The 24,217-nt window shown below is 38.0% G+C and carries 27 protein-coding genes; 20 read left to right on the top strand and 7 right to left on the bottom strand.

Annotation, left to right across the window (positions count from 1 at the left end):
• Window positions 1–261: 261 nt before the first annotated feature.
• From ID12_RS13675 to ID12_RS13650, 6 genes are all read left to right on the top strand, one after another.
• Entirely contained in the window at window positions 262–1,104 is an 843-nt protein-coding gene (locus ID12_RS13675; protein ID WP_008343748.1) for a PRD domain-containing protein, read from the top strand.
• Between the two features lie 117 nt (window positions 1,105–1,221).
• Entirely contained in the window at window positions 1,222–3,114 is a 1,893-nt protein-coding gene (locus ID12_RS13670; RefSeq protein ID WP_025207424.1) for a beta-glucoside-specific PTS transporter subunit IIABC, read from the top strand.
• 14 nt (window positions 3,115–3,128) lie between these two features.
• Entirely contained in the window at window positions 3,129–4,604 is a 1,476-nt protein-coding gene (locus tag ID12_RS13665; protein WP_007499283.1) for a glycoside hydrolase family 1 protein, read from the top strand.
• Between the two features lie 236 nt (window positions 4,605–4,840).
• The gene (locus ID12_RS13660) at window positions 4,841–5,242 is read left to right on the top strand and encodes a MerR family transcriptional regulator (RefSeq protein WP_025207422.1); all 402 of its coding nucleotides are present in this window, start codon (window positions 4,841–4,843) and stop codon (window positions 5,240–5,242) included.
• A 26-nt stretch (window positions 5,243–5,268) separates the two neighbouring features.
• On the top strand, window positions 5,269–6,195 hold the full coding sequence (locus ID12_RS13655; protein WP_025207421.1) for an alpha/beta hydrolase fold domain-containing protein: 927 nt from the start codon (window positions 5,269–5,271) through the stop codon (window positions 6,193–6,195).
• Between the two features lie 278 nt (window positions 6,196–6,473).
• The gene (locus ID12_RS13650; protein ID WP_025207420.1) at window positions 6,474–6,896 is read left to right on the top strand and encodes a cytidine deaminase; all 423 of its coding nucleotides are present in this window, start codon (window positions 6,474–6,476) and stop codon (window positions 6,894–6,896) included.
• A 43-nt stretch (window positions 6,897–6,939) separates the two neighbouring features.
• Here ID12_RS13650 and ID12_RS13645 read toward each other — a convergent pair whose 3' ends face one another.
• The 3 genes from ID12_RS13645 to ID12_RS13640 form a co-directional block, all read right to left on the bottom strand.
• Window positions 6,940–7,707 (bottom strand): pentapeptide repeat-containing protein, encoded by a 768-nt coding sequence (locus ID12_RS13645; protein WP_025207419.1) that lies wholly within the window; start codon window positions 7,705–7,707, stop codon window positions 6,940–6,942.
• Window positions 7,708–7,800: 93 nt separating this feature from the next.
• Window positions 7,801–7,968 carry a YdhR family protein gene (locus tag ID12_RS19050; RefSeq protein ID WP_123768181.1) on the bottom strand — a complete coding sequence of 56 codons (168 nt, stop codon included), beginning with the start codon at window positions 7,966–7,968 and terminating at the stop codon, window positions 7,801–7,803.
• 108 nt (window positions 7,969–8,076) lie between these two features.
• Window positions 8,077–8,265 carry a hypothetical protein gene (locus ID12_RS13640; protein WP_025207418.1) on the bottom strand — a complete coding sequence of 63 codons (189 nt, stop codon included), beginning with the start codon at window positions 8,263–8,265 and terminating at the stop codon, window positions 8,077–8,079.
• Window positions 8,266–8,521: 256 nt separating this feature from the next.
• On the opposite strand from ID12_RS13640, the gene ID12_RS13635 reads away from it, so the two are divergent.
• From ID12_RS13635 to ID12_RS13615, 5 genes are all read left to right on the top strand, one after another.
• Window positions 8,522–9,691, top strand: a complete 1,170-nt coding sequence (locus ID12_RS13635; protein WP_025207417.1) for an FAD-dependent oxidoreductase — start codon at window positions 8,522–8,524, stop codon at window positions 9,689–9,691.
• 63 nt (window positions 9,692–9,754) lie between these two features.
• Window positions 9,755–10,414: a TetR/AcrR family transcriptional regulator gene (locus ID12_RS13630; RefSeq protein ID WP_038475220.1), complete on the top strand. Its 660-nt coding sequence runs from the start codon at window positions 9,755–9,757 to the stop codon at window positions 10,412–10,414.
• A gap of 161 nt (window positions 10,415–10,575) precedes the next feature.
• Entirely contained in the window at window positions 10,576–11,226 is a 651-nt protein-coding gene (locus tag ID12_RS13625; RefSeq protein WP_025207415.1) for a helix-turn-helix transcriptional regulator, read from the top strand.
• An 11-nt stretch (window positions 11,227–11,237) separates the two neighbouring features.
• Complete coding sequence (locus ID12_RS13620; protein WP_025207414.1) at window positions 11,238–11,612, top strand: RidA family protein; 375 nt, start codon at window positions 11,238–11,240, stop codon at window positions 11,610–11,612.
• 72 nt (window positions 11,613–11,684) lie between these two features.
• Window positions 11,685–12,788 carry a threonine synthase gene (locus ID12_RS13615; RefSeq protein WP_025207413.1) on the top strand — a complete coding sequence of 368 codons (1,104 nt, stop codon included), beginning with the start codon at window positions 11,685–11,687 and terminating at the stop codon, window positions 12,786–12,788.
• A 395-nt stretch (window positions 12,789–13,183) separates the two neighbouring features.
• On the opposite strand, the gene ID12_RS13610 is transcribed toward ID12_RS13615, so the two are convergent.
• Window positions 13,184–13,528: a winged helix-turn-helix transcriptional regulator gene (locus ID12_RS13610; RefSeq protein WP_017359567.1), complete on the bottom strand. Its 345-nt coding sequence runs from the start codon at window positions 13,526–13,528 to the stop codon at window positions 13,184–13,186.
• Window positions 13,529–13,651: 123 nt separating this feature from the next.
• Between ID12_RS13610 and ID12_RS13605 the strand changes: the two genes are divergently transcribed.
• Window positions 13,652–14,233: an NAD(P)H-dependent oxidoreductase gene (locus ID12_RS13605; protein WP_017359568.1), complete on the top strand. Its 582-nt coding sequence runs from the start codon at window positions 13,652–13,654 to the stop codon at window positions 14,231–14,233.
• Window positions 14,234–14,451: 218 nt separating this feature from the next.
• Here the strand turns inward: ID12_RS13605 and ID12_RS13600 are convergent, their stop codons facing one another.
• Entirely contained in the window at window positions 14,452–15,033 is a 582-nt protein-coding gene (locus ID12_RS13600; protein WP_017367339.1) for a TetR/AcrR family transcriptional regulator, read from the bottom strand.
• A gap of 231 nt (window positions 15,034–15,264) precedes the next feature.
• Here ID12_RS13600 and ID12_RS13595 point away from each other — a divergent pair, with 231 nt between their 5' ends.
• The 7 genes from ID12_RS13595 to arsC all read left to right on the top strand — a co-directional run bounded on the left by ID12_RS13595 (window position 15,265) and on the right by arsC (window position 20,856).
• A complete protein-coding gene (locus tag ID12_RS13595; protein ID WP_007499309.1) occupies window positions 15,265–15,909 on the top strand; it encodes an NAD(P)-dependent oxidoreductase in 645 nt (214 codons plus the stop codon).
• 127 nt (window positions 15,910–16,036) lie between these two features.
• On the top strand, window positions 16,037–16,657 hold the full coding sequence (locus ID12_RS13590; RefSeq protein WP_025207412.1) for an FMN-dependent NADH-azoreductase: 621 nt from the start codon (window positions 16,037–16,039) through the stop codon (window positions 16,655–16,657).
• Between the two features lie 126 nt (window positions 16,658–16,783).
• Window positions 16,784–17,497 carry a DsbA family oxidoreductase gene (locus ID12_RS13585; protein ID WP_025207411.1) on the top strand — a complete coding sequence of 238 codons (714 nt, stop codon included), beginning with the start codon at window positions 16,784–16,786 and terminating at the stop codon, window positions 17,495–17,497.
• 106 nt (window positions 17,498–17,603) lie between these two features.
• Entirely contained in the window at window positions 17,604–18,056 is a 453-nt protein-coding gene (locus ID12_RS13580; protein ID WP_025207410.1) for a VOC family protein, read from the top strand.
• 707 nt (window positions 18,057–18,763) lie between these two features.
• A complete protein-coding gene (locus ID12_RS13570) occupies window positions 18,764–19,111 on the top strand; it encodes a metal-responsive transcriptional regulator AseR (protein ID WP_025207408.1) in 348 nt (115 codons plus the stop codon).
• Between the two features lie 12 nt (window positions 19,112–19,123).
• On the top strand, window positions 19,124–20,422 hold the full coding sequence (locus ID12_RS13565) for an arsenical efflux pump membrane protein ArsB (RefSeq protein WP_025207407.1): 1,299 nt from the start codon (window positions 19,124–19,126) through the stop codon (window positions 20,420–20,422).
• A 14-nt stretch (window positions 20,423–20,436) separates the two neighbouring features.
• Window positions 20,437–20,856: an arsenate reductase (thioredoxin) gene (gene arsC / locus ID12_RS13560; RefSeq protein ID WP_025207406.1), complete on the top strand. Its 420-nt coding sequence runs from the start codon at window positions 20,437–20,439 to the stop codon at window positions 20,854–20,856.
• 210 nt (window positions 20,857–21,066) lie between these two features.
• Here arsC and ID12_RS13555 read toward each other — a convergent pair whose 3' ends face one another.
• Window positions 21,067–21,621: a sugar O-acetyltransferase gene (locus tag ID12_RS13555; protein WP_008343783.1), complete on the bottom strand. Its 555-nt coding sequence runs from the start codon at window positions 21,619–21,621 to the stop codon at window positions 21,067–21,069.
• A gap of 2 nt (window positions 21,622–21,623) precedes the next feature.
• Entirely contained in the window at window positions 21,624–22,787 is a 1,164-nt protein-coding gene (locus tag ID12_RS13550) for an isocitrate/isopropylmalate dehydrogenase family protein (RefSeq protein WP_038475217.1), read from the bottom strand.
• A 77-nt stretch (window positions 22,788–22,864) separates the two neighbouring features.
• Between ID12_RS13550 and ID12_RS13545 the strand changes: the two genes are divergently transcribed.
• Window positions 22,865–24,037: an MFS transporter gene (locus tag ID12_RS13545; protein WP_025207405.1), complete on the top strand. Its 1,173-nt coding sequence runs from the start codon at window positions 22,865–22,867 to the stop codon at window positions 24,035–24,037.
• Window positions 24,038–24,217 lie beyond the last annotated feature (180 nt).

Genomic DNA, 24,217 nt, shown 5'->3' with positions numbered 1-24,217 from the left:
CAGCAACCTTAAATATGTTAAACTGTAAAAAGACAAGGAAAGATAAAATGATTCTGGGTATTTCAATCTATTTTTTCAGAAAAAAATAGTTGACTTTGGTCATTCCTCTATTTAAAATAAAGTCGTAACCGATGCAGGAGTGTTACTGATATGATCAGGCACCACCAAGTCAGGTAAACAGATTGTACATTTGTACGTTGTTTGCTGAGATTTTGGTGTTTTTTTATGCTTTTTTAGCATTTTAGGTAAGGTGGGATGAGGATGTTCACCGTCGTTAAAGTTTTAAATAATAATATCGTATTAGCTCTAACAGAGGCTCAAAATGAAGTCGTTGTGTTTGGAACAGGAATAGGTTTTAAAAAGAAGAAAGGTGATACACTTGATGAGAGCGCTGTCAGTAAGACATTTTATTCTGATCAGACGTCTCCATTAGAATCTCAACTTGCCGCTATCCCAACTGATATCCTTTTATTAACTGAAAAAATCATTCGCGTAGGCGAAGAGATGTTGAATAAGAAGTTAGGTTCCAGCGCGCTCTTTTCGCTATCCGATCATCTCACCTTCGCTATTCAAAGGCACGAAGAAAAAATGGCGTATGAAAACCCCATTGTGTGGGAAATTCCACATCTCTATTTTCAAGAATATCAAGTCGGGAAAAAAGCACTGACAATTATTCAAAAGATGATGGGCATTTCTTTTGAAGATACTGAAGCTTCACTCATTGCCCTGCATTTTGTAAACGCTCAAATAGATGGTCAGTCTATGGGAGACACCATTAAGATGACTCACCTCACGAAAGAAATCGTCAAAATCATTCAAAATATTTTCGAGATGATATTGGATAAATCATCCATTAATTATTCGAGGTTTATTACCCACTTGAGATATTTTATTGTCAGGCAGGAAACCAATCAACCACCGCAGCAGATGGATGACTCGTTAAAAGAATTAATACAGGATCGTTATATGAAGAGTTATGCCTGCGGATTGATCATCAAAGAAATGTTAAAACGAGAATTCAATTGGAATGTGACAGAAGACGAACTTGTTTTTTTAGTCATCCATATTGAGAGAATCACAAAGGAACACCAAAAAAATAAATGATTTCTTTTAGGCGTGTTATGAAAAAGCATTAACCTAAACAAATCTCCATGAGAAAGAATGATCTTTTCTATGGTGGATTTTGTTTAGGTTTTTTTGTGAAAATGAAGGGGTGAAAGCATGGAAAACAAAGAATTAGCTGGAAAAATTGTGAAATTAATTGGTGGAACCGAAAATATATCTCAAAGTTGGCATTGTATCACACGGCTAAGATTTAATCTCAACGATGAAAGTCAGGTAAAAGTAGATGAGCTGAAAACATTAGATGGTGTTTTAGGTGCTCAATTCCAAAGTGGACAGTTCCAAGTCATTATTGGAGCAAAGGTAGCAGAGGTTTATGAGGAAATCGATCATCTGGCCGGTCATAGTAGCAATGATTCTGCTCCTGTTAAAAACACGTCAAAGATGAACCCAATTGAAGTCGTATTCGATGTGATCAGCGGGATTTTCACACCTATTTTACCAGCGATTGTTGGTAGTGGATTGATCAAAGGGATCATGGCACTGTTCGTTAGCTTAGGGTGGCTGACGGAGACAAGTTCTACCTATCAAGTACTTCAAATTTTTTCAAATGCTGTCTTTTACTTTTTACCTTTCCTCATTGCTTATTCGGCAGCGAAGAAATTTAAAACGCGAGAATCTCTTGCGCTCGCATTAGCAGGGATTTTACTATATCCAACGATGATCGAAGGTGCAGCAAAAGGAGTAGACCCGTTAAGTTTTTTAGGGTTAAGTATTCCACTAAATAATTACACATCTTCTGTATTACCAATTATTTTAGGTGTGCTATTACTAAGTTTTGTCGATAAGTGGATAACAAAAGCGATCCCAAAATCCTTAAGTATCGTATTTACACCGGTATTGAGCCTAATGATCACGGCTCCTCTTACACTGGCCTTTATCGCTCCTATTGGGAACGTTTCTGGGCAATATTTAGAAATCTTTTTCACTTCTTTGTTCAATTTCGCTGGTCCGATTGCCGGTTTATTAATGGGGGGCCTTATGCCACTCATTGTGTTAACTGGAATGCATTACGCATTCTTCCCAAGCACGTTAGCCAGCTTTGAAAAAGTGGGTTACGATATCATGCTGCTTCCAATGAATTTCATTGCGAATATGGCACAAGCAGGCGCTGTGTTAGGTGTCATCATCCGCACCAAGCGGGTAGAAACAAGGTCTTTAGCGCTTTCAACATTGCTTCCTAGTTTCTTCGGGATCACAGAACCAGCCATTTATGGAGTCACACTTAGACTAAAAAAACCTTTTTATTCTTCATTAATTGGCGGCGCAGTCGGTGGATGTTTTTACGGTTTATTTTCAGTTAAAACAACAGCCTTTTCGATCCCAGGCATTACTTCACTGCCAACTTACATTATGAAAGGGACAAATAATTTTCAGCTGGCTCTGATTGGAATCGCCCTTAGCTTCATCGTGTCACTTCTCATCACCATTCTCCTTGGATTTCAGGAGTCTGTCACGGCTGCTAACGAGCAAGCAGCAGAAAAGCCAAATCACACTGAGAGTACAGAGAATCAACAAATGTCTAAGCAAACAAACCCTTATGAAGTTCAATCACCTATGAGTGGAAAGGTCATTCCTTTATCTGAAGTGAATGATTCCGTGTTCTCAAGTGAAATGATGGGGAAGGGAGTCGCAATTTTGCCTGATAAGGGGGTGGTACAAGCACCGTTCTCAGGAAAAGTAGTGACTGTTACACCTACTAAACATGCCATCGGACTCGTTTCAGATGATGGGATTGAATTATTGATCCACGTGGGGATTGATACGGTCAGCCTAAACGGCCAATTCTTTGATGTACTGGTAAAAGAGGGCGATAAGATAAAGACGGGGGATCATTTATTATCGTTTGATATAGAAGGCATTCAATCAAACCATTTAGATGTAGTGACACCTATTATCGTCACAAATTCAACGCAATACCTTGATGTGATTCATACAGGTGACGCTCATGTCACCGCAGGTCAAAATAAGCTCTTAATGCTTATTCACTAATATAAAGAGAAGGGATGATTGAAATGAAAGAATTAAAAAAAGGATTTTCAGATGATTTTTTATGGGGTGGCGCAACTGCTGCCAATCAAATAGAGGGCGCATACTTAGAAGGTGGCAAGGGCCTGTCGACATCAGACTTTGCTGCATATAAAGATCCTTATGAAAAAGGAAAAGTGAACAACTTTACTTTCGATGTGAGTTCAGCTGAATTAACAAGATACAAGGAACAACCCGATGAATTTGATTTCCCGAAAAGACGCGGAATCGATTTTTACCATCGATATGAAGAGGATATTGCACTATTTGCAGAGATGGGCTTTAAAGTGTTTCGCTTGTCTATTTCATGGGCAAGAATCTTTCCAACTGGTTTAGAAGACAAGCCGAACGAAGAAGGATTGGCTTTTTACGATAACGTATTTGATGAGTGTGCGAAATATGGAATTGAACCGTTAGTCACGATGTCTCATTATGAAATGCCGATTACTTTAACAGAGAAATATAATGGCTGGATGAGTAGAGAACTTGTCCCGTTGTTTGAAAAATATGCCCGTGCCATTTTAGAAAGATATAAAAATAAAGTGAAGTATTGGATTACATTCAATGAAATGAATATGAACCTCAACAGCCTTTACACCGGTGCTGGAATTTTAGAGGACCTAGTAGACCATAAATTACAGGCTGCGTATCAAGCATCACATCACCAATTTATCGCCAGCGCTCTCACAGTGAAGGCTGCAAAAGAAATCATTCCACATGCACAAATTGGCTGTATGATTAACCAAATTGAAGCCTATGCAAAAACAACGAAACCAGAGGACCAGCTGCAAGCGGTAAAATCGAACCAATTGAATATGTTCTATCCGGATGTTCAAGCTAGAGGTGAATATCCAACATACATGGTGAAATATTTTGCTGACAACGACATCAAACTTGATATCGAAGAGCAGGATGAGCAAATTTTGAAAGAGGGCATCGTTGATTTTGTGGCGATCAGCTACTATATGTCCCACGTAGCAGAAGCCCGAGAAGATGCAGCCGAGCTAGCGGGTACATTTGATAGTCCAATTAAAAATGAGCATTTGGAGTTATCACAATGGGATTGGCCAATTGATCCAATGGGTCTGCGCATTTCATTAATTAAACTGTATGACAGATACCAAAAACCTTTATTTGTTTGTGAAAACGGACTTGGCGCAAGAGATACATTGACACCAGACAGAGAAATTCACGACGATTATCGAATTGATTATTTAAAACAACATATTGAACAGATGAAAGAAGCAGTCAAAGAAGGTGTCGACTTAATGGGGTATACACCATGGGGTTGTATTGACTTAATTAGCTGCGGAACATCTCAAATGAGTAAGCGCTATGGTTTGATCTATGTAGATCAAGACGACAGAGGGAATGGGACATTAAATCGTTACAAAAAAGATTCCTTCTACTGGTACAAAAAAGTGATTGCAACAAATGGGGAAGATTTATCATAATCGAGATGGAATGATGATGACACCATTGCATCCGCCTTATTTGGCCGGGTACGATGGTGTTTTTTTGTTTACCCAAAAAGTAACCTCAATTATGTCATAGCAAGCACTAGAGATCTCTTTGCTACAATCATTTGATAACAAAAGTTGGCCGAAAAATGTTTCACCTTGACCTTGAAGTATAGTTCAGCCTTTATAATGTACATATAGTAAAACAAAATAATAAAAAAGGAGTAACGATGGAGTTGATGACTAGAGGAGAACTTGCCAAAAAAACAGGAGTAAGTCCTGCCGTAATTCGTTACTATGAAGAGCACAACATATTACCTGCTCCAAGACGACGTTCAAACGGTTACAGACTCTATACAGACGACTATGTTGTGAAAATTCAATTGATCAAAGATGCGAAAACGCTCGGTTATTCATTAAAGGAAATAGCTGAAATTATGGACATGCTAAGTCAAGACATAGACCTTGATACCCTAAGACAAATTGTCCATCTTAAACATGAAGAAATTGAAAAGAAAATTAAAAGCCTTCGTCTCATTCAAGACCTTTTATCTAACTTATTAAAAACCCCTGAAAAGAAAGTACAAGTTTACCTGGAATCATTTCGTGTTCCAATGCAGGATGATCAATAAACCTATTGGGTGAAGGAGAGAAAAAAATGAGTGTAGAAATGTATCATGGTGAACGTTCTAAAGAAAGTATTCAATTTGAAACATTATTCGCTTCGCAAAGTAATAAAGAGAGTTTTTCTAGTATCGAACAGACAAAAAAATTTCTTGAGCAAAAAGGAATTGAAAATACGCAGCCTTATGCCATTGGGGAGGATGTGAAGTTAATCAGTGAGGTACAAGAGCAGACATTCGAAGGCATGCAAGTTTTCACATTGAATGAACAAGCATCACAAAATCAAAAAGTCATTCTCTATCTACATGGTGGTGCGTGGACAAATCAGCCTTTGAATGTCCATTGGTGGTTCATGGATAAAATGGCGCAATCACTAGGTGCGAAAGTAGTCGCTCCTATTTACCCAAAAGTGCCTCATTATAGCAACCAGGATACGTATCCGAAAATTCTTAACCTATATAAAGACCTTCTGAAAACTGCTGGAAGTGCCAATCAATTGACGATCATGGGAGATTCAGCTGGCGGAAACATCTCACTTGGTCTTGCGCACCTTTTAAAGAAGGAAGATCTGCCGCAGCCAAAGGATATCGTGTTACTATCTGCGTGTGTTGATATGAGTATGAGCAACCCTCTCATTTTTGAATATGCAAAAAAGGACCCGATTCTAGGTCATGAAGGAATGGAAGTCATCACTAAATTGTGGGCAGCTGATCAAAGTCTCACAGATCCATTGATCAGTCCCATATACGGCGACTTCAAAGGACTAGCGAAGATCACTCATTTTATCGGAACACATGATATGTTATATCCAGATGCCATCAAGCTTGATGAAAAATTAACAGCACAAGGAATGGACATCAAAACCTTTGTTTATCCTGAAATGCTGCATGTGTTTGTTGTCATGCCAATTCCAGAAGCGGCAGATGCTCTGAAGAAAATCATTCAAGTGATCAATCGATAGGGATTCAGTTCACACCTAGAAAGGGTACATGTTCTGATGTAGATAGGCGAAAAGGCTGCTTACTTAAAAGCAGCCTTTTTCAATTGAATATGAAATACATTCAGAATGGCAATTCACTACAGATCAAACGGTTTGTTGGCTGGTTAGTAAAGGAGAGTGAAGCTATAAAGGATAAGAAGATGATGATATGTACAATCATAGGCTGTTTTTTCCCTATTCAGTTCATCACCTCATGTTTGGTATAATACATACGAGCAGTGAGGTGAAAGGGGAACGAAATGAAAACGTTTGATCTATCACAAGAAGATATAGAATTAATAGACGAAGCAAAAAAGAAGATGATCAGTCTTTATGAAGATGACAAGCATCATGTAGGGGCAGCGATCCGCATGAAAACAGGAGAAATCATATCAGCTGTCCATATAGAAGCCTATATCGGACGGGTAACTGTTTGTGCAGAAGCCATTGCAATTGGTAGCGCTTTATCGAATGGATACAAAGATTTTGATACAATTGTTGCAGTGAGACACCCTTATTCAGATGAAAAAGATAGAAGAATTAGGGTAGTCAGCCCTTGCGGCATCTGTCGAGAGCTCATTTCAGACTTTGGACCAACGTGTTTTGTCATCCTTGATATGGATGGGGAGCTAGTCAAGGTGAAAATCGAAGAACTCATTCCGCTCAAATATACTCGAAGCTAATGTACCACATAAAGATAAAATAGGAAAAGGGATGTAGCAAACGCTACATGTGATCCTTGCTACATCCAAGATGACTGAAAAAGCGTTCAACAAAAGCGGCCCCATGTATTTTCTCCATATATTTCGTGTTAAAAATATACTGTTCCATTTGTTCAAGCTTCCGCAGACTCCGCACTAGTATTTTCCGATCATGGTCAGACAGAGTAGGATCATCATCTATCTTCTCTAAGGCCTTTTTCACACGTGCAGATACATGTTCAACATATAAATGGTTTTTGGATGCTGGCGGAATACATGCCGCTAGGTCACAGCCTATAAAACGAACACCATCAAGGGTGCAGTTTTCAATATTGGCGATCAGCTTTTGTTTGCCATTTCCCTCAAACGTTATATCTATTAGCTTACCAGCAAAGGTACAATTGACGATGTTCACTGCCTGTAAAACACGGTCATTGAATCTACAATTAGAGAAAGTACAATCGATAAACGTAGCATTCTCCAATGTCATTCCCCTCATATCGCAGGAAGAAAATTCGCAATTGGTGAAGACAGCTTCGTTTTTGCCAATGCCCACAGAGCGCAAGTCTGAATGACTAAAAGTACAATGATCAATCGTACTACCGGCAAAAAATCTCGCATTCGTCAGATCACACGTATCAAATACAAGATGATCCAAGTGACAGCTCCAAAAAATAGGAGAACAAACATTTGAGTTGATGATCGTTGTTCTGCTGATTGTTTCATTTTCATACCTGGCAACATCAGAAAATGTTTCGTTGTCTACTGATATACCAGACTCAAGTCTTCTCATCGCTATCACCCTTTCATTTCTACAGAATTTTTCACATTCATGATGTCCATTCAGCCAGTTCATTTTCTCTTAGCGCTTGTCTTTGACTCAAGATTATATCACAAAACGATATGCGTTTAATGGACCTTTTGTGATATGAGGAAGGTCAGAATTCATATCAAAGATTTTCGCATTGATATCTATTATGCCAAAGCTAGTGATTCGTTTAGCGTGCATATCGTGATATGTTTCAGCAGTTTCTTTTGTTTTGAATAAGTAGATTCCTTATCAGGGTCAGCTTGTATACATTCTTTGACTGAACACTAAGGTAAATCACAAAAACCTAAACACATTTCCACTGTTCATGACGGTGGATTTTGTTTAGGTTTTTTAGCGATTGAATTGCTTTCGAAGCACTAGGCATGAGACCGCAAATACTGCGAAAGCGCCCGCTGATCCAGCAGCAAACACCAGCTCAAATTGTTCTGGTTTGACTTTGAATAACAAAGGGATAGAAAGAATAAGTGCGGCACCACTAAAGCCTAATCCTAATATCAACATAGCCAATAATTTATTCATAGAAACACCTCTTACACTTAGAGTGAGAACACTGGAGACCTACTGATCTAAGTATCATTGTTATGATTCGACAACCTTTAACCTTCCTAGATGGAGTGTATCATATGAGGGTGGGAGATGGGTTTCTTTTCATGAAAACAAAATCGTACAACAAACGATTTTGAACGAACACTGTTCTTTACGAACGATGTTCGTTATAATATAAATGAAATGGAATTTAAAACGATTTCCACAAAGGGATGAGGAGATGCAGAAGATGACGTCATTATCTAAGAATCAAAAGCAAATCGCTATCATCGGAGGAGGACCTGGGGGACTAACACTTGCCTTAATTTTGCAAAATTACGGTATACAAACAACCATTTATGAACGAGAGATGCATGACAAGAGCCTTGAACGAGGCGGCTCACTGGATATTCACGAAGAAACAGGTCAAAAAGCCTTAAAAGAAGCAGGAGTTTATGAGAAATTTCAAAAGAACGCCCGCTATGAAGGGGAAGATTTCCGATTACTTGATAAATCAGGAAGAATTTATTTAGATGAAGAAACGGAATCAGATCAAACAGGTACTCGCCCGGAAATTGATCGTGGTGTGTTATGTGAACTACTGTTAGAACAAATTGATGCTGAAACCATCAAATATGGGTATAAACTAGAAAGATGCGTTTCATTAGAAAACGGCATGACGGAGCTTCATTTTGAAAATGGAGTTGTCGAAACTGTTAACCTTTTGATTGGGGCTGATGGTGCTTTTTCTCGTGTACGTCCTCTGTTAACAGATATTGAAATTGAATACTCTGGGCTCACGATGCTAGAACTGAATGTCTTAAGCGTAGAGGAGAACCACCCTGATTTAGCTGAATTTAATAAACGAGGTAAGATGTTTGCTTTGGCAGACCACAAAGGACTGATTGGGCAGTTAAACGGAGATGGCCGAATCAAAGTGTATGCAAGCCTTATGGTAGAACGCAACTGGATCGAGACTTGTGGTATACCGTTTCATCAAGCGAAAGAAGCAAAAGAACAATTATTAGCGTTATTTAGTGATTGGGATGATCAGCTGAAAAATTATATTCGTTATGCAGAAGATGCCATCATTCCAAGACGGATTTATACGCTTCCTGTCGGTTTCAAATGGAATCGTCATAAAGGAGTAACGCTTATCGGTGATGCAGCTCACGTCATGTCACCATTCGCAGGCGAGGGTGTGAACATGGCGATGTTTGATGCAAGGGAGCTAGCACTTGCTATTGTCCGACATCCTCATCATTTTGAAAAGGCGATTGAAGAATACGAAGACATGATGTACGAATATTCATCGAAAAAAGCTAATGAATCGGAGAATAGTTTAAAACTGTGTTTTTCAAAAGACGCTGCGGTCAAGCTTGCAGATATGATGAATTCTTTTCAAAAGGATGATGATTGATGCTCAATTTACTATTTTACTTTGACATGTTATAAAGAGAGTATGAACAATTCAAATCGTCGTATGATCAGTCGCCGGTCTCGGCCGGCTAAAGAACCCTTAAGCCGTGAGCTTATTGTGAAAACGGCCTATGAGCTTCTTAAGGAGCATGGGATAGAGGGCATGAGTATGCGTAAGGTGGCTAAAGCACTCGATACGGGACCTGCATCCTTGTATGTCTACGTGAACAATGTTCAAGAACTCAGTGCTTACGTATTGGATTATGGTCTCGGACAAATGGTCTATCCAGATTCAAAGGATAGCACATGGAAAGAACAGTTATTCGACCTATTGCATACTTATTTCCTCCTGCTATTCGAAAAACCTGGTCTCGCTGAAATTTCTCTTTCCACCATTCCACAAGGAACGAACTTTCTTCAGTTGACCGAACATCTTCTCGCTGCATTGCATGAAGGCGGGATCAAATCTACATCCGCAGCATGGGGAGTAGACCTATTGCTGTTATACGTATCTTCTGTAGCATACGAAAAGGTCTCTTGGAAGAAACAAGGCTCTTCACAAATTACAGACACAAAAAAAGCATTTCTTCAAGCAGACAAAACGCAGTTTCCTTTCATTCATCGTGTAAAAGAAGAAATGTTTGCAGGTGATACCGTATCAATGAAACGGTTCCGATGGGGAATTGACGTCATTTTGTATGGCATCCAGCAGGAAGACAATTAGAAAGGAGCACAAGCAAAAAGCAGTCAATGGCTGCTTTTTTTATATGGTGATTTTCATATTTGTGATCTTGTGTGCATTATGATATATAAATAAATCTATATATTGTTTTTATATATAAAAATTATATAATCTAGTGGAATAAAAAAATGAGGTGCTTAGGCGTGGAACATATTAAAAAGTTATTAGAGAGTTATATTCCTTTAGCAAAATCTACTGCAAAAATGTTTGGAACAAATTGTGAAGTGGTGATTCATGATTTAACGAATCCTCAAGCATCTGTCATGTTTACAGTAAATAACCATGTGACAGGAAGAGAAATAGGCCAATCATTTGATCATCTAGTCAAGACTGTATTACAATCAGAAGATTTTAAAGAAGATTATTTGGCTGGTTATACATTTGTAACAGAAGATAAGCGTACGATTCGTTCTTCGACTTCATTAATACGTGATTCAAAGCAAAAAGTAATCGGTGCTTTCTGTATCAATTTTGATGTTGAAGCACTAAATCAAATGCAGCAATTTATGGACACATTTCTTTCTACACAAGTGGAAGCTCAAGAAAAAGAAACAACATCAAATGATGATCTTGAAAATGTGGAAGAAATAGTAGATCAATTGATCCAACAAATCATTCAAAACAGTGTTCATCCAGTTATGAAACGTCATGAAAAAATTGAACTAATCAAATTCATGGATGAAAAGGGCATTTTTTTAATGAAAGGATCTGTTGAGAAGGTCGCATCTATGTTAGGCATTTCCAAAGTAACGGTCTATAGCTATTTGGATGAAATCAAAAATAAATCGAGGTAAGGAGTGTCAAAATGGAAAGCATACTCGAGGTAGGAAATCTAAAATCAAACGGACACTATGCATTCGCAACCATTCATCAAAACACGGTCTATGTGTCGGGACAATTTGCTATCAATCCTGAAACGACAGAAAAAGAGTTCGGCCCCATTGAAAAAGAGACATTACAAGCGCTTAAGAATGTAGAGATGATTGTAGAGGCTGCTGGAAGTAAAAAAGAAAAGATTTTGCGCATGACATTATACATTTCAGATATTGAATTATGGGACAAAGTAGATGCGGTTTATACCGAATTTTTCGGTGAACATAAACCAGCTCGTACGATTGTACCAACGAATGAATTACATTTTGGTTTCAAAATTGAAATGGATGCCATTGCCTATATTTAGAATATTTTTTTGACCATCCTATATAAAAAAATATATTTTGTATAAAAAAATATCCAAAGGGGCAGATGATGAATGAATCAATTAATTTGTAACCATTGCGGGGAAAAATATGAGATGACACCAACTCTATGGAAATGTGATTGTGGTGGAGTATTCAATCTAGTGAAAGATACACCGAAAATAGACGTCACAGCTTGGGAGCACTATCCAAATTCATTATGGCGTTATGTTGAAACCATGCCATTTCCAAAAGGTTCTAAGACGTGGGAAACTGTGACAATGGGCGAGGGCCAATCTCCTTTAATCGTTCTAGATCCTAATGAGCCAAACACATATGTAAAAGTTGATTATATGATGCCGACACTATCATTTAAAGACCGTGGAGCAGCTGTGTTAATGACAACAGCTAAGGAATTAGGGGTAACAAAAGTCATTGCTGATAGCAGCGGGAATGCAGGAACGGCAATTGCTGCGTATTCGGCGCGTTGTGGTATTGCCTGTGACATCTATCTAAGTGATCAAACATCACCTAAAAAAGTCGCTCAAATAAAAGCCCACGGAGCAACGATTAAAGAAATTCATGGTACACGAGAGGACATTGCAGCTGCGGCCCAAAAGGCAGTAGACGAGGAAAACGTTTTTTATGCAAGCCATGTCTATAACCCTTATTTTTTCGAAGGTACAAAAACATACGCCTATGAAATCTATGAGCAACTAAAAGGAGCACCGGATGCTTTAATCATTCCGGTTGGAAACGGCACTCTGCTACTCGGTGCGTATTATGGCTTTAGAGAGTTATTCGAAAATGGTCTCATTCATAACATACCGAAAATTGTTGCTGTACAAGCAAAGAACTGCGCACCACTTGTGAAAGCTTTTCAACATGCGGAGGAATCAGCAACGCCTGTGACAAATAAAGGGACTGTAGCAGAAGGGATCGCTATTGCTGCCCCGGCGCGTTCTAAACAAATTTTAGAAGCTGTATACAAGACGAATGGTACGTTTATTGATATTGAAGAAGAAGAAATTCTACATGCACGCTCTAAACTAAGTGAGAAAGGATTTTATGTCGAAGTGACATCTGCCATCAATTTTGCTGGCTACATGAAATATCAAAAGGAATCAGAAGAAACCATTATCATCCCTCTTTGTGGGGCAGGGATTAAATCAAAATAACCTTAGGACTCTGGTAGAATAGAGCGTTGCGTGCCTCGTTGTCCTATTATAGGTTCAATCAGGAGTAATATTTGCGAAATGAATTTAAATGAAATGGAGGGATTTGGCGGGGACATACCCCTTTGAAAACTTTACAGATGACATCATTCCTTTGCTGGATCTTTCGGATTCTGATAGTTACTTAATGCCAGATGTTTGTAAGACTGTTGCAGTTAGATTACGTCAACTGATCCACAATTGGCCTGATATGATATAGATAAGAAGAACGCTCTCTATCTGGCAGAAGAAATGGAGTTAGCGCATCAACAAAATGAGCCAATCGGATTGATATAAGATGAGAAGAAAGCTACTTTAGAAAGCATGTTTAAACTGTAGTAGCTTTCTTTCCACTCTACCTAATTATTTTTCATTTGTTCCTCTCCCCAATAGCATATCTCATCTAATACAGGCATCAGTGATAAACCCTTTTCAGATAAACTATATTCTACTTTTGGAGGCACTTGGGGATATTCTTTACGATGAATTAAGTGATCCGCCTCAAGCTCTTTTAGTGTATTGGTTAATGTTTTAAAAGAAATCGTTCCGAGCTTACGTTTCAGCTGATTATAGCGAACAGGACCATCGTTTGAATATAAAGCATACAGAACTGGCATTTTATATTTCCCACCAATTAATGACAAAGTATACCCAAAACCAGTATCTTTTAGCTCAGCTTTCGTCTGGAAGGACTCCTCATTCATTTTATACTCTCCTTTGGGTTAGTATCGCACTTTGATTACCGTACTTGTAGTATGTTATAGCATACAATAAAATCAATGTACATCAAAAAATGATGCAAAACTCAGAAAAAGGGTGAATGAATAATGAAAACGATTGTCTATGCACATCCTTGGGATGGAAGCTATAATCATGCCATTTTGACTTCCATAACAGAAAAATTAGAAACAAAGAGAGAACCGTTTCAAGTAATCGATTTATATAAAGATGGATTTAATCCTGTGTTTACAGCTGAAGAATTAAAGCATTTTCATAAAGGAGAAACGCCTTATTCATTAGTGAAGGATTATCAAGAAAAATTAAAACAGTCAACAGAATTGGTATTTATTTTCCCAGTCTGGTGGTGGGATCTACCTGCTATGTTAAAAGGATTTATTGATAAAGTGATGTTAAGCGGTTTCGCATTCATTGAAGATCAAAACACTGGTACTTTGAAAGGTTTATTGACAAATATAAAAAAAACAACCGTGATCTCAACATCTACAACAGATAAGGATTATATTGAATCTGAAGCTGGAAATGCTATTCAAAGCGTTTTTATTAACAGAACGCTAGCTGATTTGGGATTGAAAAATGAATCCACGAAATGGATTCATTTTTCTAGAGTGAACTTAACAACAGATGAAAAGAGAAAGCAATTTTTAAAAGAAATATCCCAGATTATTTGATTTACAGTACAACAAATAAGGGCCATCTTCTACGACCGATTTAATTTATTGAGAAGGTCGTAGAAGTTTTGTCATTTAAGCAACAACAAATCGTGCCTGCCTAATTGACCTCTTGCACTCCTCCAAATACACCATTATTTAAACCCATACCATTTCTGTGTTTTTTTAATATTTTTTATAGCACTGCCGGCTCAAGCAGATTGTTAACATCATTTTCATTAAAGATAATACTGACTCATGCCATTTTTAAAGATAGGCAGGGTCTTAGTCACTAGCTCTTCTGATGAAATAAGTCTTCCATCCTTATTCCATGTGTATGCAGCTCCGTATATCCCCCAACTTAGCATAGTAGATAGGGTTGCTACCATTTGTTTATCCTCTAATTCGATGATGTTTTTAGTTCCTTTTAGCATAAGATCAGCTATTAGTTTCTGTAACTCCTCTTTAATTTTACTTTCGATAATAGTTCCTAAAGAATGATAACCTTTGGGACATAGGTCGCTTATCTCTTTATGGTGATCACACATGGCTAGAAAAATATTTGCAATGACTTTTTCATTGAATCCATCGTGATCATTGAGTCTTTTTTTCAATTTGTCTGTAAATGTATTGGTGATTGTAGAATGTAATAAATCAAATTTATCGTCAAAGTGCGCATAAAATGTAGCCCGGTTAATAGTAGCCTTTTCTGTGATATCACGTACCGTTATATGGTTGAAATCTTTTTCACTAGCTAACGAAAGAAAAGAGTCTACAATCAATTGTCTTGTACGAAGTATTCTCGGATCTTTTTTTGGCATAATTATTTTTTCTTCTCCTTTTAGGGTTCATCATCTTGTCTAAAAACGACAATACATTAGAAGTGTTGCGTAAACTACATATTGGCTATTTTGGTTATTGTTTATTATTCTTTTTCATCTTATCATCAATTATACAACGCGCGTTGCTTAAATAACACATGTTATTACGAAAGATTTTTGATCAAGGAAATCATTGTGATCATTCTGAATAACAAAAGGAGATAGACGACCATGAACATCACTATTTTTGGTGCAACTGGTGCAATCGGTCAACTTTTAACACAATTTGCATTAGAAAACGGAGATATCGTTACGGTATATGTTAGAAACCCTGAGAAAATCAAGCAAAAGCATTCGAATTTACGCATTGTAACGGGTGAACTAACGAACACTTCAGCTATTGAAACGGCAGTTTCAGAAGCTGATGTCGTGATAAGCACCTTAGGTCCCGGCATTGATTTGTCTCGAAAACAAAAAGGTACACCGATCGCCGACGGACATAACCGAATTGTCAAAGCGATGAAGAAGTTCACCAAAAAAAGGTTGATTACACTCGCGACGCCAGCCTTGCAATCTGAAGACGATAAGAAAAGCTTATCGACGATATTGCCAAGAATATTGCCTAAACTTCTCATGCCAAATGGTTATGCCGAAATGAAGAAGATAGGAGAACTGATTAAAGAATCGAACCTGGATTGGACAGTCGTTCGAATCATTAATCCTAATATCAAATACAACGGGCAATCTTACGGTTATTCATTCGGCGATCAGCCAGCTAAAATGTCCGTATCTAGGGAAAATGTCGCTAAACTCATGTATGACGCTGCTAGGCAACACCAATTAATCGGAAAAATGCCCATTGTCTATAATCATTAAATCAGCTTTTTGTATGAGGTTGTTGATTCAGCAGAAATTATAGGAATCATTTAGGGTCATACCAAAATATTGCGTGTGCATTCTTTTTATAAGTATTCAAAATCAAAATCATAAAGGGGACATGATCATGTCAAAAGTATTATTTGTTAAAGGAACACCTCAAAGTGAGGAACAATCAAGAAGTACGCAAGTTGCTAGAGCATTTATCACTGAATATAAGAAAGTAAATCCAACGGATGAAATAATAGAAGTAGATGTCTATTATGCAAATGTGCCATTAATCGATGCTGATTTTTTAACTGGACAAAAGAAGTTAAGAAGTGGGGAAGTGCTAACAGATGTTGAATCACAAAAAATAGAAGCAGTGAATGCATTCACAAAGCAATTTATGGAAGCAGATAAATATATCATTCAGTCTTCAATGTGGAATTTAGGAATCCAACCTTTATTAAAAGCCTATTTTGATACAATCATGAGTGCTGGAAAAACGTTTAAATATACATCAGAAGGTCCAGAAGGATTGATGAAAGGGAAAAAAGCAATCCATATTCATGGTATGGGAGGATTTTATTCGCAGGCAATTGGAATGGAACATTCCGATTCTTACGTAAGAGGTGCGCTGAAGTTTGTTGGAATTGAAGTGGAACCAACGATTTTTGTTGAAGGTATTGACTATGATCCAACTAAAGAAGAAGAAATTGTTACTTCAACAATTGAAAAAGCAAAAACGGTAGCACGAACGTTTTAAAAAAGAGCATTGGTGGGATTAGTTAAAAAGATTTTAATTAACATCATCCCACCTCGCACGTTCAAAAGCGTAATAAAGAAGAATAGACAAAATACATTCATTAAAATCATAAAGGGGGAACATAGGATGAAAGTAGAAATTTGGTCTGATTTTGTTTGCCCGTTTTGTTATATTGGCAAACGTCAATTTGAAATAGGGTTAGAACAGTTTGAACATAAAGAAGAGGTCGAAGTCTTATTTCGACATTTTCAATTAGATCCATATGCGAAAAAAAATACAGGAATGGATATCCATCAAGTATTATCCTCTAAGCATGGTGTCCCAAATGAAAAAGCAAAAGTACTGAACAATCAATTGAAACAGAAAGCAAAAGAGGTTGGGTTAGATTATCAATTTGATACAATGATTCCTACGAATTCATATGATGCACTTCGTCTTTCTTATTATGCAAAAGAGAAAGGGAAGATTCGGGAGTTTATGGAACGTATTTTGAAAGCTCATTTCACAGATTCACTAGATATCGGTGATCACGCAACACTTGCTCAACTTACAAGTGAAATAGGTCTTGATGGCAACGAAGCTTTGGATGTTTTATCAAATGATCAATATAGCGAGAATATCGCAGCTGATAGAGCCGAGGGATCTAAAATTGGGATTCAGGGCGTGCCCTTTTACGTTGTGAATGATAAGTATGTCATCTCAGGAGCACAACCTAGCGAAGTGTTTTTAGAAACATTACAACAGGTATGGAAAGAAGAGTACGGGAATCGTAAGGTTGAAGAGCATAAATTAGAGTCGTCGCTCGATGAATATTGTTCAGATGGAACATGTAAATTTTAATGGATATTCAAAAAAGATATAGAAATCACAAAAGATTGATATAGCTACTTTAAATACCACTTTATAATGAAACATTTACTTCCAAAAATCAAAGGGGTTTAGCGATATGAAAAATACAATTTTTCAAGGTACAATCGAGCATTCAGGATTTGTAGTACCCGATATCGAAGTAGCAGTTGAATTCTTCACTCATATTTTGGGTTTTGAAGTCTTGTTCCGGCCAAAACGGATGCAGTTTGAGGACGATAGTTTAAAAAGGTACTTTGGGGTTCACGAACATTCAGTTGTAGAAGGGGCGGCATTTTTGCAATATGGCGGTAGAAAGATCGAACTGGTTCAATGGTCGACGCCAGATCAACAGAATGTTCACCTAAAACCCAGTGATATCGGTGTAGCCCATCTAGCTATTACAGTTACCGATATAGAAGAGGCTTTAAAATATTTTGCAGAACAGTCTGATGTTAAAGTCAGAGAGCTGAGCTCTCTTGGATTTTTCTATATCACAACTTCATGGGGGATGGAGATTCAAATAATGGAATTACCCCAAAAACCTTTATGACCTATCTAATTTGTACCAAGACAAGAACAAGGGTCCTTTAATTAGTTGAAACAATAACTGTATCTTAATTTGTGGACCCTCTTTCACCTTCTGATCATAGGACACCAAGAAGGGTCCTTTCCATCTAATTGACCTCTTGCAGGCAATTGATCATTGTTTTCTCCTCTTAATACCTCACTAATATCCTGCTTTCTTAAAATCCATATCATTTCTGTGCTTTTTGATGTCTCTTTTAGTTTTGGCAGCTCTAGCAAAGTGTTAACAGCAGAATGCCCAATGCTACCCAATGCAATTCTGATACCGAGTCAGATCGCGATTTAAAATATCAGGAATGCCATTCGATTAGCAACTCTTTTTTCATTTTCTGTCATAATCCCTTCAGCATTTATTGGGTTAGGGTTTTTCCACGTACCAGTGGCATGTATAACCGTCTTTGCCTCGTAAGTTTTTTCTTCTTGATTATTTAATTTCACTCGAATGATAAAAGGCACAAGACCTCTGTCTTTTGTTTTTATCAACACCTTTTTTGCCAATATAGAGAACTGGGCTATTTAAATAACTATGTGGTTTCATTTGAAGAAGAGAAGTCGGTATTTAAATCAATCATTTTCACACGAATCAATTTTTGTTTGAATTCATATAATCAATTGATTATATAAGTTTTCAGTTATATACTATTGAAGGAGTTGAAAAGAGGGGGAATCATTGTGACTACAGATGTTTCAATTGGTGTGACACATATGTCGAATTGTTTAAAAACACTCAGTGATCAAACAAGACTGATCATGATGAAATTGTTTTTGGAGAAAGAATATTGTGTTTGTGAACTGGTAGATATGTTCGAAATGAGTCAACCAGCGATTAGTCAGCATCTACGAAAATTAAAAAAAGCTGGATTTGTTCATGAGAACAGAAAAGGGCAGTGGCGTTATTATTCAATCAATACACTGTCTCCAGAATTTGAGACGATTCGGATCATCTTAAATCAAATTGATAAAGAAGATGACCTTTTAAAAAGTATACAACATAAAGCAACAAACATTTCTTGTTCGTAAGGAGGGATGGGTTTGAGTTTTGCCGTTTTATCATTAATCATATTTTTGTTCACTTTGGTACTGGTTATTTGGCAGCCAAAAAATTTATCCATAGGGTGGTCCGCTTGTGGAGGAGCTATTTTAGCATTAATCGTAGGTGTTGTGAATGTAAACGATGTGATCACCGTGACAGGCATTGTTTGGAATGCGACTTTAGCTTTTGTCGCCATTATCGTCATTTCACTCATCCTTGATCGAATCGGCTTTTTTGAATGGGCAGCATTGCATATGGCAAAGGCTGCAAAAGGCAGTGGGCTACGTATGTTTGTGTATGTGACCATCCTTGGTGCAATCGTCGCTGCTCTATTTGCAAACGATGGTGCAGCACTTATTTTGACACCCATTGTTTTAGCCATGGTCAGAGCATTACACTTCAATGAAAAAATAGTATTCCCTTTTATTATCGCGAGTGGGTTTATTGCAGATACAACATCGCTTCCACTTGTCGTAAGTAATTTGGTGAACATTGTAACAGCCGACTATTTCAACATTACATTTATTGAATATGCATCCAGAATGGTTGTTCCAAACCTTTTTTCGTTGCTTGCGAGTATCACTGTACTGTACCTTTTCTTTAGAAAGAGTATACCTAAACACTATGATATGAATGAGTTAAAACAACCTAGTGAAGCAATAAAAGATCCAAAGATGTTTAGATTATCTTGGTATATATTAGCTTTTTTGTTGATTGGTTATTTTGCAAGCGAATTTTTATCTATACCTGTATCGGTCATAGCTGGAGTGATTGCTATTTTATTCTTGGTCATTGCACAAAAAAGCCCTTCTGTTCAAACAAAAAGCGTTCTAAAAGAAGCTCCCTGGGCGATCGTTTTCTTTTCCATAGGTATGTACGTTGTTGTCTATGGCATGCGAAATGCAGGGCTTACTGATGCTCTTTCTAGCGTGATTCAAGCTGTAGCAAATCAAGGTTTATTGGCAGGTACTCTTGGTATGGGATTTATCGCAGCGATTCTTTCATCTGTCATGAATAATATGCCGACGGTCATGATCGATGCATTAGCCATTTCCGGCACCGATACACAAGGAATGATGAGAGAAGCGTTAATATACGCAAATGTCATTGGTTCTGATTTAGGACCAAAAATTACGCCCATTGGCTCCTTAGCAACACTACTATGGCTCCACGTCCTTTCTCAAAAAGGTGTGAAGATTTCCTGGGGGACATATTTCAAAATAGGGGTCATTTTAACTGTACCAACGCTATTCATCACACTTTTAGCATTGTATTTCTGGCTAATGATTATACATTAAAGGAGACGATCAACATGTCAAAGAAAACAATATACTTTTTATGTACCGGTAATTCTTGCCGCAGTCAAATGGCTGAAGGTTGGGCTAAAAAACATCTTGGAGATGAGTGGAAGGTCTATAGTGCTGGTATCGAAGCTCATGGATTAAATCCGAATGCTGTAAAAGCAATGAAAGAAATAGGGATTGATATTTCTAATCAAACGTCTGACCTGATTGATCAGAAAATATTGCATCACGCTGACTTAGTCGTCACACTATGCGGGGACGCAGCTGATAAATGCCCGATGACTCCACCTCATGTCAAACGTGTCCATTGGGACTTTGATGATCCAGCAAAAGCAGAAGGAACAGAAGAAGAGAAGTGGTCATTTTTCCAAAGGGTAAGAGATGAAATTGGAGATCGATTGAAACAGTTTGCTGAGACTGGAAAGTAGTGCTGCGTTTGAGTCGATTGAATATAAAATCTAATAATAAAGAGGATCAAGTCAAAGATTCTCTTTTTGCATTAATTAATATCTAGTTTACATAATATATATTCTAGGAAGTTAATCAACAATTGAATTTTCTTTGTCTCATTATTAAGTATACTTATCTTATTGAGATAAAACAAAAAATGAAAATCCAACGGTTGATTCGTCAGATTTTCATTCCTCTAATTGTTTTAAGATTTTTGCAGGATTCCCGCCAACAATCACATTTGCCGGAACATCTTTTGTCACAACGGCTCCTGATGCAATGACAGCATGATCTCCGATTGTCACACCTGGATTGATAATGGCACCGCCGCCAATCCATACATGATGTCCAATTGTGACTGGTTTGCCGAATTCAATACCTGTTTGACGTTCTTCTGGATTTAACGGATGTCCAGCTGTGTATATATGTACATTCGGACCTAACAAACAATGATCTCCAATTGTAATCTTGCAAACATCTAATAACACAGCATCAAAATTTGCAAAAAAATGCTCACCAACCTCGATATTGTATCCATAATCACATTGTATTCTGCCTTCAAACACCACATCTTCTCCGCAAGCGCCTAAAAGCTCCTTTAAAATGGCCTTTCTCTGTGATGGCTCATTTGTTTGCTGATAGGCAAATGTCAATTGTCGCGCTTTTGCTCGATCTTTCATCAATGTGTGGTCATTTGGGTGATAGTATTCTCCTTTGATCATCTTTTCTTTTTCGGTTTTCATGTTCATCTCCCTTTTATTGAAACTTCATTCATCGTTTGAATGAATGCCTCGGTGAATTGTGTTGTCGTCTCATTTCCTCCTAAATCCTTCGTTTTCAAGTTCTTTTTTAAGGCCTCACCAAGAGTATGTTCGATCAGACTCGCTGTCTGTTTTAATCTTTCATCTTGATATTTCACATGTAGCCAGTTACAAAGCATCACTGTAGAAAGAATCATGCCCATTGGATTGGCGATATTTTGACCAGCTATATCAGGTGCTGAACCATGTGCCGCCTGTGCCATCGCTTGATTTTCGTTGCAATTTAATGAAGGTGCCATTCCTAAACTGCCGACTAGTTCTCCTGCAAGATCAGATAAAATGTCGCCAAACATATTTTCTGTCACAATCACATCAAAATCACCTGCACGTCTCACTAAATGAGCAGCCATCGCATCAATATGAATATCCTCAACCTCCACTTGTGGATATGCTTTGGCTACCTCTTGACATGTTCGTAAAAACAAGCCAGATCCTAATTTGATCACGTTCGCTTTATGAACAATGGTGACTTTCCCCCTCCTCTCCACTGCACGTTGAAAGGCTGCGTGGGCAATACGGGTAATTGCTTTTTTTGTAAACACACCTGTAGATATGGCGACATCTGGTGTAATCATCCACTCTCCTGTCCCCTGATACATATTCCGGTCTGGATAAAAGCCTTCTGTATTTTCTCGAAAAATGACAAGGTCGACACCACTGGCAACGCTTTTCACACCTGGAAGCGATTGCGATGGACGAATATTTGCAAATAAATCAAATGTATGACGCAGTTCTCCACTTGGATTTCTTCTTTCTTTCAATTGATCAGGATATGAAGCTGAATCATGAGGTCCTAATATCCAGCCATGGCATTTTTTCAAGGCGGCTATAGTAGAAGCTGGCACTGGATCTTGATGAGAATGAATGGCTTCAGCACCGATAGGACACTCTACAAATTCCACAAATGGTTCTTTGAACTGTGACAGCGCTGTCTTTAAAATACGCATACTAGAATTAACAATTTCCGGTCCAATCCCGTCTCCCTTTAAAACACCTATTCGATATGACATATGTATCGCCCCTTTTGTCTTTATTCTATCAAAGAATGATGAAGTTGGAATATTTTCTTCATGATGATCCTCCCTCATGTTATTTACGAATCAAGAAGTCTCCTTTATAATCGAGTAGATTTGTTCTGTATGACTACATAGATATGAGGGATTAGATGAAATTAAAGTGGTATAAAGCGATTATTGTTATTTTTACGATGTCTGGGATCTCCATCTCCACTTGGTTTTCAAGAACACCAGAAGTGAGAGATTTATTGCAAGCAGATACAGGCACAATGGGACTCATTTTACTCGGCTTATCTGTAGGTTCCATTGTCGGGCTGATTCTTTCCAATGTATTCGTTCGCAAAAAAGGCGGCCGAGTGGCGATTGTGGTCAGCGCTTTTTTGATGTTTATTGGATTCTCAACCCTTGCAATCGGCGCCGCCCTCTCTTCTACGCTGATTGTCACTGCTGGTCTTTTTCTTTTTGGTTCAGGCTCAGGCATGTGCAATGTAGCCATGAACTTAGAAGGAACGGAGATTGAGTATCAGATCAAGAGAACGATCCTGCCGATTTTGCATGCTTCTTTCAGTATTGGAACGTTAATTGGTGCAGGTGCCGGAATTCTCTTTATTTATTTAGGTGTGTCTGTCCTCATTCACCTTCTCACCATTGCACTCCTTTTCTTTCTCAGCATCCTGATTTGTACACGGTTTATTCCGCACGGGACAGGAAAAGATCCGGATAAGACGCAGACAGAATCAGTTGAGGCTTCTCAAACATCATGGCTGAACAAACGGACGATCTCATTAGCGATGATTGCCTTATGTCTCGCATTTGTAGAGGGTTCTGCAAATGATTGGATTCCACTAGCAATGGTTGATGGCTATCAGGTTTCTCATTCAATGAGTACGGTCATCTATGCATTATTTTTGTGCGGGATGATTAGTGGCAGACTACTGAGCGGACGTTTCATTGATCGCTTTGGCAGGGTGTTATTGCTAAGAGTCGCGATCTTATCTGCTGCCGCCGGACTATTCTTGGTGATTTTAAAGATTTCACTTGTCGTGTGTATGATATCTATCTTTTTATGGGGACTTGGCGCGTCCTTAGGCTTCCCGCTGACCATTTCAGCAGCTGGTGATGATAGCCGCTATGCTGTCAAACGTGTCAGTATCGTCACTTTATCTGGGTATACAGCCTCTCTATCAGGGCCCCCTGTTTTAGGACTGCTCGCCAATCAAGTCGGTCTGCTTCATGCGTTTATTTTTGTTCTGTTTGCCATTTGTATTGCAGGAATCTTTACAAAAGCTGTTGCAAAACCGACATCAATACATTCTTTTTGAAAAGTGCCAGATCTTTGATCTCGGTACTTTTTTTAAATTTAATAAATAAAATTGAAACCTTTCATGAAGTGAAACAGTCCTATAGATGTCTTGATGTTTATCGCTTTTTTAAAGAGGGAAAGTAAAAAAATAAGACTTTTCAAATAACTGAAAACGTGGTAAGATCATGAAAATAAACAG

The sequence above is a fragment of the Bacillus altitudinis genome, from assembly GCF_001191605.1.
Taxonomy (GTDB): domain Bacteria; phylum Bacillota; class Bacilli; order Bacillales; family Bacillaceae; genus Bacillus; species Bacillus altitudinis.
This window is presented reverse-complemented; position numbering and strand designations above follow the sequence as displayed.

Excerpts from the sequence above, each read along its gene's own strand:
- ID12_RS13620 (WP_025207414.1), top strand. The coding sequence starts at position 11,238 with ATGGAAAGCATACTCGAGGTAGGAAATCTAAAATCAAACGGACACTAT.
- ID12_RS13645 (WP_025207419.1), bottom strand. The coding sequence starts at position 7,707 with ATGAGAAGACTTGAGTCTGGTATATCAGTAGACAACGAAACATTTTCT.
- ID12_RS13545 (WP_025207405.1), top strand. The coding sequence starts at position 22,865 with ATGAAATTAAAGTGGTATAAAGCGATTATTGTTATTTTTACGATGTCT.
- ID12_RS13665 (WP_007499283.1), top strand. The coding sequence starts at position 3,129 with ATGATTGAAATGAAAGAATTAAAAAAAGGATTTTCAGATGATTTTTTA.
- ID12_RS13585 (WP_025207411.1), top strand. The coding sequence starts at position 16,784 with ATGAAAGTAGAAATTTGGTCTGATTTTGTTTGCCCGTTTTGTTATATT.
- ID12_RS13640 (WP_025207418.1), bottom strand. The coding sequence starts at position 8,265 with ATGAATAAATTATTGGCTATGTTGATATTAGGATTAGGCTTTAGTGGT.
- ID12_RS13630 (WP_038475220.1), top strand. The coding sequence starts at position 9,755 with ATGATCAGTCGCCGGTCTCGGCCGGCTAAAGAACCCTTAAGCCGTGAG.
- ID12_RS13660 (WP_025207422.1), top strand. The coding sequence starts at position 4,841 with ATGGAGTTGATGACTAGAGGAGAACTTGCCAAAAAAACAGGAGTAAGT.
- ID12_RS13670 (WP_025207424.1), top strand. The coding sequence starts at position 1,222 with ATGGAAAACAAAGAATTAGCTGGAAAAATTGTGAAATTAATTGGTGGA.
- ID12_RS13600 (WP_017367339.1), bottom strand. The coding sequence starts at position 15,033 with ATGCCAAAAAAAGATCCGAGAATACTTCGTACAAGACAATTGATTGTA.
- ID12_RS13675 (WP_008343748.1), top strand. The coding sequence starts at position 262 with ATGTTCACCGTCGTTAAAGTTTTAAATAATAATATCGTATTAGCTCTA.
- ID12_RS13555 (WP_008343783.1), bottom strand. The coding sequence starts at position 21,621 with ATGAAAACCGAAAAAGAAAAGATGATCAAAGGAGAATACTATCACCCA.
- ID12_RS13655 (WP_025207421.1), top strand. The coding sequence starts at position 5,269 with ATGAGTGTAGAAATGTATCATGGTGAACGTTCTAAAGAAAGTATTCAA.
- ID12_RS13580 (WP_025207410.1), top strand. The coding sequence starts at position 17,604 with ATGAAAAATACAATTTTTCAAGGTACAATCGAGCATTCAGGATTTGTA.
- ID12_RS13635 (WP_025207417.1), top strand. The coding sequence starts at position 8,522 with ATGACGTCATTATCTAAGAATCAAAAGCAAATCGCTATCATCGGAGGA.
- ID12_RS13590 (WP_025207412.1), top strand. The coding sequence starts at position 16,037 with ATGTCAAAAGTATTATTTGTTAAAGGAACACCTCAAAGTGAGGAACAA.
- ID12_RS13610 (WP_017359567.1), bottom strand. The coding sequence starts at position 13,528 with ATGAATGAGGAGTCCTTCCAGACGAAAGCTGAGCTAAAAGATACTGGT.
- ID12_RS13605 (WP_017359568.1), top strand. The coding sequence starts at position 13,652 with ATGAAAACGATTGTCTATGCACATCCTTGGGATGGAAGCTATAATCAT.
- ID12_RS13550 (WP_038475217.1), bottom strand. The coding sequence starts at position 22,787 with ATGAGGGAGGATCATCATGAAGAAAATATTCCAACTTCATCATTCTTT.
- ID12_RS13615 (WP_025207413.1), top strand. The coding sequence starts at position 11,685 with ATGAATCAATTAATTTGTAACCATTGCGGGGAAAAATATGAGATGACA.
- ID12_RS13595 (WP_007499309.1), top strand. The coding sequence starts at position 15,265 with ATGAACATCACTATTTTTGGTGCAACTGGTGCAATCGGTCAACTTTTA.
- ID12_RS13650 (WP_025207420.1), top strand. The coding sequence starts at position 6,474 with ATGAAAACGTTTGATCTATCACAAGAAGATATAGAATTAATAGACGAA.
- arsC (WP_025207406.1), top strand. The coding sequence starts at position 20,437 with ATGTCAAAGAAAACAATATACTTTTTATGTACCGGTAATTCTTGCCGC.